Source organism: Amycolatopsis sp. NPDC102389, from assembly GCF_044765885.1.
GTDB lineage: Bacteria > Actinomycetota > Actinomycetes > Mycobacteriales > Pseudonocardiaceae > Amycolatopsis.
Genome location: NZ_JBIWKX010000005.1, coordinates 222,872 through 235,531, shown reverse-complemented (window position 1 = coordinate 235,531; position 12,660 = coordinate 222,872). Strand labels below are relative to the sequence as shown.

The 12,660-nt window shown below is 69.1% G+C and carries 12 protein-coding genes and 1 pseudogene; 8 read left to right on the top strand and 5 right to left on the bottom strand.

What is annotated here, in order from left to right; all coding sequences use genetic code 11:
- Positions 1-128: 128 nt before the first annotated feature.
- From ACIRGA_RS07555 to ACIRGA_RS07535, 5 genes are read left to right on the top strand one after another with little or no spacing between them, the layout of a single operon-like run.
- Positions 129-1,166, top strand: coding sequence for a LacI family DNA-binding transcriptional regulator (locus tag ACIRGA_RS07555; RefSeq protein ID WP_400937748.1), 1,038 nt, complete (start codon positions 129-131; stop codon positions 1,164-1,166).
- Complete coding sequence (locus tag ACIRGA_RS07550) at positions 1,163-1,924, top strand: sugar phosphate isomerase/epimerase family protein (protein ID WP_400937745.1); 762 nt, start codon at positions 1,163-1,165, stop codon at positions 1,922-1,924. The genes ACIRGA_RS07555 and ACIRGA_RS07550 overlap by 4 nt, the downstream gene beginning before the upstream one ends.
- The gene (locus tag ACIRGA_RS07545; protein WP_400937743.1) at positions 1,921-2,553 is read left to right on the top strand and encodes an SGNH/GDSL hydrolase family protein; all 633 of its coding nucleotides are present in this window, start codon (positions 1,921-1,923) and stop codon (positions 2,551-2,553) included. Before ACIRGA_RS07550 ends, ACIRGA_RS07545 begins: the two co-directional genes overlap by 4 nt.
- 17 nt (positions 2,554-2,570) lie before the next feature.
- Positions 2,571-3,872 (top strand): protein kinase, encoded by a 1,302-nt coding sequence (locus ACIRGA_RS07540; protein ID WP_400937740.1) that lies wholly within the window; start codon positions 2,571-2,573, stop codon positions 3,870-3,872.
- 59 nt (positions 3,873-3,931) lie between these two features.
- Positions 3,932-5,158, top strand: a complete 1,227-nt coding sequence (locus ACIRGA_RS07535) for a cytochrome P450 (protein WP_400937738.1) — start codon at positions 3,932-3,934, stop codon at positions 5,156-5,158.
- On the opposite strand, the gene ACIRGA_RS07530 is transcribed toward ACIRGA_RS07535, so the two are convergent.
- The 3 genes from ACIRGA_RS07530 to ACIRGA_RS07520 form a co-directional block, all read right to left on the bottom strand.
- Entirely contained in the window at positions 5,148-6,176 is a 1,029-nt protein-coding gene (locus ACIRGA_RS07530; protein WP_400937735.1) for a LacI family DNA-binding transcriptional regulator, read from the bottom strand. The two genes, ACIRGA_RS07535 and ACIRGA_RS07530, sit on opposite strands and share 11 nt — an antisense overlap.
- Positions 6,177-6,821, bottom strand: a complete 645-nt coding sequence (locus tag ACIRGA_RS07525; RefSeq protein WP_400937733.1) for a flavodoxin family protein — start codon at positions 6,819-6,821, stop codon at positions 6,177-6,179. It lies immediately after the preceding gene.
- Positions 6,822-6,885: 64 nt separating this feature from the next.
- On the bottom strand, positions 6,886-7,590 hold the full coding sequence (locus ACIRGA_RS07520) for an alpha/beta fold hydrolase (RefSeq protein ID WP_400937731.1): 705 nt from the start codon (positions 7,588-7,590) through the stop codon (positions 6,886-6,888).
- Positions 7,591-7,716: 126 nt separating this feature from the next.
- Between ACIRGA_RS07520 and ACIRGA_RS07515 the strand changes: the two genes are divergently transcribed.
- Positions 7,717-8,277 carry a TetR/AcrR family transcriptional regulator gene (locus ACIRGA_RS07515; protein ID WP_400937729.1) on the top strand — a complete coding sequence of 187 codons (561 nt, stop codon included), beginning with the start codon at positions 7,717-7,719 and terminating at the stop codon, positions 8,275-8,277.
- Between the two features lie 80 nt (positions 8,278-8,357).
- Positions 8,358-9,968 (top strand): AMP-binding protein, encoded by a 1,611-nt coding sequence (locus tag ACIRGA_RS07510; protein WP_400937726.1) that lies wholly within the window; start codon positions 8,358-8,360, stop codon positions 9,966-9,968.
- Here the strand turns inward: ACIRGA_RS07510 and ACIRGA_RS07505 are convergent.
- Positions 9,958-10,905 (bottom strand): methylenetetrahydrofolate reductase, encoded by a 948-nt coding sequence (locus ACIRGA_RS07505; RefSeq protein WP_400937724.1) that lies wholly within the window; start codon positions 10,903-10,905, stop codon positions 9,958-9,960. The genes ACIRGA_RS07510 and ACIRGA_RS07505 overlap by 11 nt on opposite strands.
- A gap of 306 nt (positions 10,906-11,211) precedes the next feature.
- On the opposite strand from ACIRGA_RS07505, the gene ACIRGA_RS07500 reads away from it, so the two are divergent.
- A complete protein-coding gene (locus tag ACIRGA_RS07500; protein WP_400937721.1) occupies positions 11,212-12,462 on the top strand; it encodes a DUF222 domain-containing protein in 1,251 nt (416 codons plus the stop codon).
- 61 nt (positions 12,463-12,523) lie between these two features.
- Here the strand turns inward: ACIRGA_RS07500 and ACIRGA_RS07495 are convergent.
- Positions 12,524-12,628: pseudogene (locus tag ACIRGA_RS07495) on the bottom strand (DUF4233 domain-containing protein); the annotation flags it as partial.
- Positions 12,629-12,660 lie beyond the last annotated feature (32 nt).

The following is a 12,660-nucleotide window of genomic DNA, read 5'->3' as shown; positions in this document are numbered from 1 at the left end:
CCACCCCCCCCCCCCCCCGCCCGCCCCGGCCCCCCGGCCCCGAGGGGGGGGCGCTCAAATACCGCCGGGCCCCCCGCGGCCCCCCCCCCCCGGGGGGCGCCCCCCCACCGCACCACCGAGGAGGAAGCATGGCGCAGCGCGCCGCGGGTTCGGCCACCCTGGCCGACGTCGCCCGCGAGGCCGGAGTGTCGCTCGCGACGGCGTCGAGGGCGCTCAACGGCGGGACCAGACAGGTCAGCGGCGCACTGCGCGAGTCGGTGCTGCGGGCCGCGGAACGCTTGCAGTACACGGCGAACTTGCCCGCGCAGGCGATGGCCCGCGGCCGCGGCAACGTCGTCGGGCTGCTGGTGCACGACATCGTCGACCCGTACTTCTCCTCGATCGCGTCCGGCGTGATGCGCGTGGCCGCCCGGCACGGGCTGACGGTCACCATCGCGAGCACGGAGAACCATCCGGAGAAGGAACTCGAATACGTCACGACGTTGCGCGGGCAACGGGCGCGAGCGGTCATCCTCGCCGGGTCGCGTAACGAAGACAGTGCCCTGCAACGGAATCTGACCAAGGAACTCAAGGCGTTCGAGGCCGCCGACGGTCAGGTCGTGGTGATCGGTCAGCGGAAACTGCCGTTCGACACCGTCATGCTGGAGAATCGGGCCGGAGCGGCGGCTCTGGCCGAGAACCTCGCCGCGCTCGGGCATCGGGACTTCCTCGTACTCGCCGGGCCATCCGGCCTGCTGACGTCACGGGATCGTGTCCTCGGCTTCCGTGACGGACTCACCCGGCACGGTATCCCGTTGCCCGACAACCAGGTGCTGCGCGCGGAGTTCACCCGCGACGGTGGTTACGCGGCGATGGTGCGAGCGATCGAGAACGGGTTCCGTGGCTGCGTTTTCGCGGTCAACGATGTGATGGCCGTCGGCGCGATGGCCGCCTGCCGCGACCGCGGGCTGCAGGTGCCCGCGCAGATCGCGATCGCCGGCTTCGACGACATTATCACCTTGCGCGACATAAGGCCTTCGCTGTCGACTGTGCGTGTGCCGATCGAGCGCATGGGCGAACAGGCCCTCGACTTCATCCTCGACCACCGCGCGGACAGTCCCCGCGTCAAGCCGATCACCGGCGAGGTCGTGCTGCGGGAAAGTACTCGACCGTTGGAGGGAAAATGATCCGCCCGGGACTGTGTTCGGTGACGTTGCGACGGCTGGACGCCGACGAAGTGGCCTCTCGCGCCGAGAAAGCGGGGCTTCAGGTGATCGAGTGGGGCGCCGACGTCCATGTGCGCCCGGGTGACGACTGGGCGGCCGAGCGCGCGTTCGAGGCCATGGCACGGCATGGGCTGACCTGCGACTCCTACGGCTCCTACTTCCGCGCGACCCCGATGGAGGCCGGGAAGTTCGGTGACATCGCCGCCACCGCGGTCCGGCTCGGCGCCTCACGGGTCCGGGTGTGGGCGGGCAAAGCGGGCTCCGAAGACGTCGACTCGTACGAGCGCGAGCAGATCGTCGCCGGTCTCCGCGAGGCCGCCGACGTCGCGAACGAGCACGGTCTCGAAGTCGCGCTGGAGTTCCACGGCGGGACGCTGACCGACACCGCCGAATCGACCGTGCGGTTGCTCGAAGAGGTCGGCCGCGACAACCTCGGCACCTACTGGCAACCTCCGCAGGACCTGCCCGACGAGCAGGCGCTGGCGGGGCTGGAGCTGGTGCTCGACCAGGTTCGCGCGGTGCACGTCTTCTCGTGGTGGCCCAGCAACGAGCGGCATCCGCTGGCCTTCCGGACCGAACTCTGGACGCGCGCGTTCGGCCTGCTCGCGAAGGCCGGGCGGCCGCTCGACGCGCTGCTGGAGTTCGTCCCGGACAACGACCCGGACTTGATCCCCGGCGAGGCCGACTCGCTGCGGAAGCTGATCGAGGCGGGCGCGTGAGGTTCACCGAAGCCGACAGGCTGCTGTTCGCCGGCGACTCCATCACCGATTCCAGCCGTGACCGCACCGATCCCGCGTCGCTGGGCAAGGGTTACGTCCGGCAGATCGCGGACCTCCTCGGCAACGGACCGGAAGTGGTCAACCGGGGAATCAACGGCAACCGGATCTACGACCTCGAAGCCCGGTGGGCCACCGACGTCCTCGCGGCGCGCCCCACGGTGCTGACGGTGAAGATCGGCATCAACGACACTTGGCGGACCTTCGATCGCGGCCTGTCGAGCCCGATCGGGAAGTTCCGTGCCGCCTACTCGCGGCTGCTGGCCGGTGCGCGGGAGCACCTCCCGGCCGAGTTGTACGTGATCACGCCGTTCCTGCTGCCGGTGGAGCCGGAACAGCAGGACTGGGTCGCGGACCTGGCACCCCGCATCGAAACCGCGATCGACGTGGCGACCGAGTTCGGCGCGCGGCTGATCCGCGCGGATCTGTTCATGCCCCGCGCGGCGGCCGAGCACGGGGCGGCGACGCTGGCCCCGGACGGCGTCCACCCCAGCCCGCTGGGACACCGCCTGCTCGCCGAAGCCTGGCTCGCGGCCGCCGGGGCGCCGGTCGAGGAGGTCCCGCTCTCCTAACGGATACAGTTGCGCCTGTGAACCGGGATGCCGTCATTGCCGGACGTTACCGGCTGGAGCACGAGGTCGGCCGGGGCTCGATGGGCGTGGTGTGGCGGGCGCGGGACGAGCGGCTCGACCGCACGGTGGCACTCAAGCAACTGCTGCCGGACACTTCGCCGGGCGACGCGCCGTTCCGGTCGATCGTGCGCGCGATGCGGGAGGCCAGGGTCGCCGCCCGGCTCAAGCATCCGCACGCCGTCACCGTGTACGACGTCGTGGAGCAGGACGGAATCCCCTTCCTGGTCATGGAATACCTGCCGTCGCGGCCGCTGACGGAACTCCTCGCGGACGACGGCCCGCTCCCCGCGGGCCGTGTCGCGGAGCTCGGCGCTCAGATCGCTTCCGCGCTGGCCGCCGCCCACGAGGACGGCATCCTGCACCGCGACGTCACGCCCAACAACATCCTGATCACCGGCGACGGGCAGGCGAAGATCGCCGACTTCGGCCTGTCCCACGCCACGGGCGAAGGGACGATGACCGGCGACGGACTCGTCGTCGGCACTCCCGCGTATCTCTCCCCCGAAGTCGCCGACGGCGAGGAACCCGGCTACCCGTCGGACGTGTTCTCGCTCGGCTCCACGCTGTACACCGTCCTGGAGGGCGCGCCGCCGTTCGGCACCGACGGCAACCAGATCGCGCTCCTCAAACGGGTCGCCCGCGGTGAGATCATCGCGCCGCGATCCACCGGCCCGCTCACGGACGTCCTGCTGCGACTGCTCCGGCGCGATCCCGCGGAGCGGCCCGACATGGCCGAGGCCGAGCGGATGCTCGCCGCCGTCGCCGACGGCCGCCCGGCGATCCTGGCGGGCACCAAACGGCTTCCCGCGCCGGCCCGCCGATCGCGATTGCCGATCGCCATCGCGGGCGGTGTGGTGGTGGCGGGCGGTGTCCTGGCGGGGATCCTGCTCTTCGACGGCGACCCGCCCGGCGCTGCCGCTCCGGTGGCGGCACCGGTGCCTTCGGCCGCGAAACCGGTGTGCGAAGCGCGCTACGAGATCGCCAACCGCTGGCCCGGCGGCTCGGAGATCCGCGTGTCGGTGCGGAACGCCCAGGACACCCGGCTCACCGGCTGGGAGGTCAGCTGGACGCTGCCGCCCGGGACCCGCATCGCCAATCTGTGGAACGGTTCCCTGGTACAGGACGGCGACCGGGTGCGAGTGTCCGAAGTGGACTGGAACGCGGTACTGCCCGCCGGCGGGACGACGACTTTCGGCTTCATCGCGACCACCGAGGACGACGGCGGGGGCGCGCCGGTCGCGGTGTGCCGAAGCTCCTGATCGAAATGTGACGCACTTCACGTCTGATTTGTCCGATTACCGGGGTCTCCCGCACCGGCATGCTGCGAGCACCAAGCACTCGACAGCAAGGAGAAACCGTGGACGACCGGCGATTCCCCATGGCGCGCGCGGCGGGCTGCCCCTTCGACCCGGCACCGGAACTGACGCGGCGAGCCGAAGAGGATCCGGTGTCGCAGGTGAAGCTTTGGGACGGCGGCACACCGTGGCTGATCACCCGGTACGAGGACGTGCGGGCGATCTTGGCCGATCCGCGGGTCAGTGTCGACGCCACGTGGCCCGCTTTCCCGCACACCAACGCGGTGAGCAAGGCCCGCGACACGACGATGAAGACGTTGATGCAGATGGACGCGCCGGAGCACACCGCTCGGCGACGGCTGCTGACTCCGGAATTCACGGTCGAGAAGATGGCGGCCCTGCGGCCCCGGATCCAGCGGATCGTCGACGACCTCGTCGACGGGATGCTCGGCGGTCCCAAGCCGGTGGATCTGGTGGCGGCGTTCGCGGTGCCGGTGCCCACGCAGGTGATCTGCGAACTGCTCGGCGTGCCCTACGCCGACCGTGGTTTCTTCCGGGAAGTGGCCCGCACCCTCGTCATGGACGAGGCCGATCCCGGACAGGCCATAGCCGCCAGTGAGGAGCTGAACGCCTACCTGGAACGGCTGGTGGTCCGCAAAAGCACCGAGCCCGGCGAAGACCTGCTCAGCACACTGGCCGTCAAGCAGTTCCGGACAGGCGCGATGACCCCGCGTGAGATCGCCACGCTGGGCCAGCTCCTTCTGGTGGCCGGACACGACACCACCGCGAGCATGATCGCCTTGGGCACGGCCGCGCTCCTGGCGAACCCGGACCAGCTCGACCTGGTCCGGGCCGACGCCCCCGGCGCGGTGGAGGAACTCCTGCGCTACCTGTCCATCACCCACACCGAGGCGCGCCGCGTCGCGCGGGAGGACCTGGAGATCGGCGGCACGCTCATCCGCGCCGGCGAGGGCATCATCGCGGTGAAGAGCACGGCCAACCGGGATCCGGCGGCCTTTCCCGAGCCGGACACCATCGACGTCCGGCGCAAGGCCCGCCACCATGTCGCCTTCGGCCACGGCAGGCATGTCTGCCTCGGCGCGCCACTGGCCAGGGTGGAACTCGAGGTCGTCTACGGCACGCTCTTCCGGCGCATACCGACCCTGAAATCGGCCATACCACTGGAAAAGCTGTCGTTCGACGAGAACGCGGTGTTCTACACGGTGCGGGAGCTGCCCGTCACCTGGTGAGCCTGGCGGTGGACGCCCGCGCGTTGAGCCGCACCGGAACCTCGATCCGGTGCGGCTCGCCGTCCGCGGCCGCGCCCTCGACGAGGTCCATCAACGCCGTGGCCGCGCGGCCGCCCACTTCACGGGGATGCACGAACATCCCGGTCACCTGTGGCGAAACGAGCCGAAGCGAACCGCTGTCGACCGCACTGCAGATCCCGAGCTCGCCGGGTACCGCGAGCCGCCGGCGGCGGGCCTCGTGGAGGACCCCGAGGGCCAGGTTCTCCGATGTCGTGAAGACGGCGTCCGGGCAGACGCGCCGGTCGAGCAGCCTGCCCAGCGCCTCCGCCGTGCCTTCGGTGGTCGGCGGCTCGTCGATCTCGACCACCACCGGCTCCAGCCCCCGGTCGTCCATCCAGCCGGTGTAGCCCGCGACCAGATCCGCCGCGTAGGACCGGCGGGTGTCGGTGGTGATCATGGCCGGCCGCTCGTAACCGTTGTCCGCCAAGTGATCCAGCATCAACCGGGCGGCCGCGACCAGGTCGTTGTCGACGACCACCGGCACCGGGCACGGCGCCGCCATCGGCCGTCCGACGGTCACCAGAGGCCGGTCACGGCACCAGCCGGTCGCGAAGAAGGGTTCGTCCCCGCGCGGATCCACCAGGATCGCGCCGTCGACGGCGAAGGCGTTGAGCCGGTCGAGATCGGCGTCCATCGGGGCCAGAAGCAAGGCGTACGACCGTTTCGACGCGGCCTCGGCCGCCCCGTTGAGCACTTCGAGGAAGTAGTCCGAATTGGGCACGAGCGCGCAGGCGCTGCTCGCGTCGACCGAATTCGCGAGCTGGATCGCCAAGGTGCGGCTGCGCCGGGTGACCAGCTGCTGTGCGTGCACACTCGCCTGGTAGCCGAGGTCGGCCGCCGCCCTCGCGACGCGCTGCCGGGTGTCCTCGGAGATCCGGCCTTGCCCGCTGAGCACATGGGAGACGGTGGTGATCGAGACCCCCGCGGCGGCGGCGACGTCACGGATGGTCGGCGACACTCAGGCCTCCACGGGCGGTCCCCAGACGCGGTTCGGCCGGTCGGTGTCCAGCCGATAGTCGGTGACATGGGCGTCGCCCAGCCTACGGCCGAGGTCCGCCGCCGCCTCCAAGGGCCGGGCGGGATCGCGCTCCACCTCGCCCCGGCTGTTGCCGACGCCGATCACGATCCCGGCCAGGTCCTGACGCAAGTACCGGGTCAGTTCCTGGAACTGGGCCTCGAGGCCGAGCGTCGCGCCGCGATAGCTCTCCTCGCAGGAGATCAGCACCGCGGCGCGCTTGTTCATCAGCCCCGGCACGACCTCGGCGGTGTGCGGCGAACTGCCGGAGGTGTAACAGAAAAGCCGGTCGAAGAAGGATTTGAGCCGCCCGGTCATGCCGTACCAGTGCAGTGGTGTCGCGTAGACGACCGCGTCCGCCGGGAGCACATGCTCGAACAGCAGGCGCTCGTAGCCGTCGCCGATGCCGCAGGACCGATCACTCAACCGGCAGTCACGACAGTCCCCCAACGGCGACTCGACGAAATCGGAGAGACGGACGAAATCGACCGTGTGCCCGGCTTCCTCCGCTCCCTTGGCGAGCGCCTGCGCGAGCGCCCAGGAGTTGCCTTCACGACGCGGGCTCGAATCGAGCACCAAGACCTTCATGCGGTTCTCCCCCGGAGAGACTGCCAAAACGTTTTAGCAGTCTCTCCGGGGAGGGTTTCACCTGTCAAGCGACCTTGGCAGCCGCAGCGAGGATGACCTCCGCGACGACGTCCGGCCGCGAGACCGAGACGGCGTGCGAAGCATCGACCCTCGTGACCTCAGAACCGGCGCGCTCGGCCATGAACGCCTGCGCGGCGGCGGGGATCGCGTGGTCCTGCTCGGCGATCAGGGCCCACGACGACAGGTTCTTCCACGCCGGCTCACCGTCGAACGGGGTGGCGAGCGCACGCTCGGTGACCGGACGCTGGGTGACCGCCATGACGTCGGCGGTCTCCGCGGGGACGTCGGCCGCGAACACGTCCGAGAAGTTCTCGGGCTTGATCGACAGCTCTCCTTGCGCGGCCAGGACGTTCGTGGTGTCCGGGCCGAGCTTTCCGCCCTCGAACCGGCCGGACAGCTCGAACACGCTCTCCCCCGCCTCCGGCTGGAAGGCGGCGATGTAGACGAGCGCCTTGACGTTCGGCGCGGCAGTGGCCGCACGGCTGATCACCACGCCGCCATAGGAATGCCCGGCCAGCACCACGGGACCGTCCACCCCGCTGACGACGTCGGCGACGTAGTCCGCATCGGACTCGATGCCGCGCAGCGGGTTCGACGCCGCCAGCACGCGGTAGCCCTGCTCACGCAACTTCGGAACGACGCCGTTCCAGCTGGACGAGTCGGCGAAAGCACCGTGGACCAGGACGATGGTGGGCTTCTGGTTGCTCATGGCGGGCTCCTTCAAGCTTGGGAGAATGATCGGTCTTTCTCCCTCAACCATGCTGACCTCAGAGGCCTTCCGCAACGTGACGAAGGCGACCTGGTGGAATGACCGTTCTTTCTCTAAGGTTGAGAGATGCCGACTGTCGACCGGGACGTCCACCCGAAGATCCGGCTGCTCGAGACAGCGTCGCGGCTCTTCTACGCCGAGGGCATCCATGCCGTCGGCGTGGAGCGTCTGGTCTCCGAAGCGGCCGTGACCAGGGCGACGTTCTACCGCCACTACCCCACCAAGGACGACCTCGTCGCCGCCTACCTGAGCACCACGAGCGAACGCATCCGTGCGGGCGTCGGCGCGGCGACGCAAGGGAAGCCCGCTCGCGAAGCGCTGCTCGCCGCGCTGGGCATCGTCGGCGACCGGACACTCGACGACGACTTCCGCGGGTGTCAATTCCTCAACGCCGCCGCCGAGTATCCCGATCCCGCACACCAGGTCCGGCAGGTCATCGACGACCACCGGAACTGGTTCTTCGGCGTGCTTCGCGATCTGGTGCGCGACGCGGGTCACCCCGATTCCGACCACGCCGCCCGCACCCTCGTCCTCCTCCGCGACGGCGCGCTTCACGGCGGGAACCTCGACGACCCCGCGACCGTGCGGACCACCCTGGCGCGAGCCGTGGCCGACGTCGTGGACTGAGCTTCATCGCGTCTTCTCGACGGTCGTAACAAGTGCTACCTTCGCGGGAGGGGGCACGGCCGGACCGAGGAGCGGCGACGATGAGGCTTTCTCCCAGCGCGCACGTCGACCCGTTCTGCCGCGACCGGCTGCCTCCCGCCGATCAGTGGCCGGAGTTCGTCTTCGCCCTGCCGGAACTCCGCTATCCCGACAGGCTGAACGCCGCGACCGCGTTGCTCGACGACACCGTCGCGCGGCTCGGACCGGACCGGCCCTGTCTGCTTTCTCCCACCGAAACGTGGACATACGGCGAAGTCCTGGCGCGTGCCAACCGCGTCGCCCATGTCCTGGCCACCGAATTCGGCGTGGTCCCCGGCGATCGCGTGCTGCTGCGGGGAACCAATACACCGTGGCTCGCGACGGCGTGGCTGGCCGTGCTCAAGGTGGGTGCGGTGGCCGTCACGACCATGCCGATGCTCCGGCGGGCCGAACTCGACAAGATCGTCGCCCGCGCGAAGCCCGCGCTCGCCGTCTGCGACGAACGCCTGCTGGACGAACTCCCGCCCGGCCTGCCCGTCGTGTCCTACGGAACTGAACTCGCCGCCCGCGCGGAACGGCATCCGGCGACGTTCGCCGACGTCCCGACCGCGGCCGACGACGTCGCCCTGCTGGCCTTCACCTCCGGCACGACGGGCTCCCCGAAAGCGACGATGCACTTCCATCGCGACCTGCTCGCGATCGCCGACACGTTCTCCCGGCACGTCGTGCGCCCGACGGCCGACGACCTCTTCTGCGGCACACCACCGCTGGCCTTCACCTTCGGCCTCGGCGGCCTGCTGATCTTCCCCTTGCGCGCGGGAGCGGCGACGCTGCTCGTCGAACGCGCCACCCCGGCGGAACTCGCCGCCGCCGTCGCCGAGAAGGGCGTCACCGTCCTTTTCACCGCCCCGACCGCGTACCGCGCGATCCTGAACGCCGGCGACGGACGACTGCTGGCCGGAGTGCGCCGGGCCGTCTCCGCGGGCGAGTCACTTCCCGCTCCCGTGGCCGAGCAGTACCGGGAGATCGTCGGACGGCCGCTCATCGACGGGCTCGGCAGCACCGAAATGCTGCACGTGTTCATCTCCGCCGCCGACGACGACGCGCGGCCCGGCGCGACCGGCAAGGTCGTCCCCGGCTATCAGGCGGCCGTCCTCGACATCGACGGCTCGCCCGTGCCGGACGGCACGCCCGGGTTCCTGGCGGTACGCGGCCCCACCGGCTGCCGCTACCTCGAAGACCCGCGCCAGCAGGACTACGTCCGCGGTGGCTGGAACTTCACCGGCGACACCTACGTACGCGACGCCGACGGCTACTTCCGGTTCGTCGCACGCAGCGACGACATGATCATCTCGTCGGGCTACAACATCGCCGCCCCGGAGGTCGAGGAGGTCCTGCTGACCCATCCGGACGTGGACGAATGCGCCGTGATCGGCACGCCCGATCCGGATCGAGGTTCGGTCGTGACGGCGTTCGTCGTCCCCCGGCCCGGCGCCGCGCCCTGCACGGATCTCGTGAAAGCACTGCAGGATCACGCGAAGGCGACCGCGGCGCCGTACAAGTACCCGCGGCGCGTGCGGTTCATCGAGGCGTTGCCGCGCAACGCGAGCGGGAAGCTGCAGCGTTATCTGCTGCGGGAGCTCGACATCGAGGCTCGCGACTTCAGCCCTTGATCTCCGCCCGAAGTCGTTCGGCGAGCCGCACCGACGCCTCGATCTCTTCCCGCCTGATCGACACGCTTTCGACGTTGATGCCGAACGGAACGCCCAGGCTGCGGCAGTAGGTCATCAGCTCGGTAGCCGCCGTGACGGCCACCTGATACGACGCTTCGAGGGTGTCGGCCGCGTGCCTGAGGTCGTTCTCTATCCACCGCGGCACGTCGACGCCCAGCCACCGCAGAAAGTCGAGTGTTTTCAGCGATCCGCAGACCGAGAAGGTGAAGACGATCGGAACGGGCGCTCGTCCGCGCGCGACGCATTCGTAGTGGTAATCGGAGACGAGGTTCTTCGCCGCGTTGACGTCGTAAACCACCTGAGTCACGAAGAATCGGCAACCGGCGTCCTGTTTCGCCAGCAGGCGCAGATGCTCATCGTCCCGCCGGCTGTGACGTTCCGGGATCGCGACGCCGCCGAGCGGCAAACCGGGGTTGGCGTCACGCCGCAGTGCTTGCGCATCCGCGAGTGAGGTCATGGCGTCGACCTTGCTCGACGCGGCGCCGACGAGAACCGTCATCACGCGCGCCGGATCCTGGGCCGCCAACCATGACCGCAGCTCCGACGGCGCGTACTTCCCGACCGCCCGGTAGACGATGACCGGGGTCCGCCAACTCGAGAAGTTGTTCGCGAGATAGTTCGCGGGATCGAGGGTCGGCGAGAACGGAAACGGGCGCCGCGCCGGGTTCCGAGCCACTTCGTCGTCGATGTCGTAGAGGATCAGGCCGTCGAGATTCAAGGGGCGCAAGCGAGCCATGGTGGCGTCGGCGATCTCCTGAACGCGTTCGTGAGCGGTGGCCAGGCGCGGCGGGGTCAGAGCGAACAGCAAGAACTCACCCGCGGCGCGGTCGATACGGCGCACAAGATCCATGAAAGGACCGTAGCCGAAGTAAGTCACGCCGGGTATCCGCGGCCCGCGACTGATGGGGCTCAGCAGGACGGGTCAGTCGTGCGGCCACACGCGATCCACGTCGACGACCACTTCTTCAGCGATCCCTTCGTTCTTGCGTTCCTTCGGACGCTTCCGCGGCCGATCAGCCCGCCACTGCGCGACCAACGGCGAATAATTCTCCCGCCACCGTTACGGAACACCCTTTCTCCACATAGCACAATCATTATTTCCAGCCAGCCCACCGACGATTCGAGCCCGAGTTGAAACAGTTTCGCATTCGCACACCTGTTCGAATGCTGGTATTCTTGCCGGGTGTCCAGCCAACGCATCCTCGAACCGCCACACGAGCTGTGGCGTGCCGGTGCACGGGAGCTCGCGCACGGCGTGGTCGAGCGGTTGTCGGTGGCACGCCAGGCGTTGGCGGAGGTCGGGCAGTTCCTGGTCGAGATCGAGTCCCGGGGCCCGATGGAACTGTTCGGGCATGGTTCGACGGCGGGCTGGTTCGCCGAGACCGCCCGTATCAGCCCCAAAGAAGCCAGCGGCACCGTGACGCGGGCATTGGCACTGAACGAAAGCCGCAACCTCGACGGCACCCCCGCGCCCGCTTTCGCCCCCATCGCCGGTACCGCTGCTGCGGAAGGCGACCTCGGCCACCAGCAACTCGACCCGATCCTCGCCGTGCTGAAGAAAATCCCCGCCGACGTGTCCGCCGAAGACCGGACCGGCGCGGAACAGATCCTGGTGAACCTCGCTCGCCACGCCGGACCACAACAGATCACCAACGTCGGCGCCGAACTCTTGGCGCATATGGATCCCGACGGGAACGAACCGAAAGACGAGGACCTGAAACCACCGTCGCGCGAGGTGTATCTGCGCAAACGGGATGACGGCTGGTGGCGACTCAATGGCTTACTGGACCCGGAATTCGGGGCCCGCGTCAACGCACTGTTCGACACCTGGGGACAACGAAGACCCGTCGACGACGACGGCAACCGTGATCCCCGCACCCCAGGCGAACGCCATGGGGACGCCTTGTTCGACGCGATCCACTACGCGATGACCAACGACAAGGCCCCCACGTTGTCCGGGGATCGGACCACCGTCGTGGTCACCATCCCACTGGAAACCCTGACCACCGGGCTCGGGTCAGCCTGCGTCGACGGAGTCTCCCAGATCACCGCACGCCACGCCCGAATGCTCGCCTGCGACGCCAAAATCATCCCCGCGGTCCTCGGCTCCGAGAGCGAACCCCTCGACATCGGCCGCGCCGCCCGCAGCGTCACCCCAGCACAACGCCGGGCCCTGAACCTCCGAGACCACGGCTGCGCCTTCCCCGGCTGTCACCGAAAACCCAAACACTGCGAAGCCCACCATATTTTGCCCTGGGGTCAACTCGGCGACACCGACCTGAACAACCTCTGCCTGCTCTGCCGCTACCACCACATGGTCATCCACGGACAATCCGGCTGGAAAGTCCAGATCACCAACGGCCGACCCGAATTCATCCCACCCCAATACCTGGATCCGTTACAACAACCACGCCGCAACACAATCCACCGCTGAACCCGAGGAGCCCGCCGACCACCACCGGCGACGGGCCCCTCGGCATGCCCAAAGGCCAGCCCTACTGCGGTTGTTGCTGCTGACTCGGCAGCGTCCCAGCAGCCATCCGCCGCGCCACATCCCGCCGCAGCCACAACAGCCACAACCAGATCCCCAGGAAGATCACCCAGTTAACGAGCCGCCCCCACCAAGTTTCGC